Source organism: Peribacillus sp. SIMBA_075 (assembly GCF_046534585.1).
The window spans coordinates 1-384 of record NZ_JAWRYN010000182.1 but is presented as its reverse complement, the minus strand read 5'-3'; the positions used below and the strand labels follow the sequence as shown (position 1 = coordinate 384).

General features: G+C 39.8%; 1 protein-coding gene. It reads right to left on the bottom strand.

Annotated elements, in window-relative coordinates:
• The coding region (locus SB775_RS27720) for a cell division ATP-binding protein FtsE (protein ID WP_410864353.1) at nucleotides 1-382 on the bottom strand (382 nt) is incomplete at its 3' end.
• Nucleotides 383-384 lie beyond the last annotated feature (2 nt).

The following is a 384-nucleotide window of genomic DNA, read 5'->3' as shown; positions in this document are numbered from 1 at the left end:
CTCCGCCCGAAAGCTCATTTGGAAGTGCATCGGCACGCTCTTCAAGACCAACAAGACCTAACACTTCTGTAACGCGCTCACGAATCGCTTCCTTCTCTTCTTCAATTACTTCTAAAGCAAACGCAACATTCTCATATACCGTTAATTTAGGTAGCAATTTAAAATCTTGGAAAATCACGCCTAATTGACGACGGAAATATGGAACATCTCTTTCTGCTAATGTTTCAATTACAAGTCCATTTACATTAATTGATCCTGTAGATGGCTTCTCTTCACGATACATCATTTTAATAAATGTAGATTTCCCGGCTCCACTCGGTCCAACTACGTATACAAACTCACCTTGTTTAATGTTAACTGTGAGACCAGCAATGGCTTTCATAC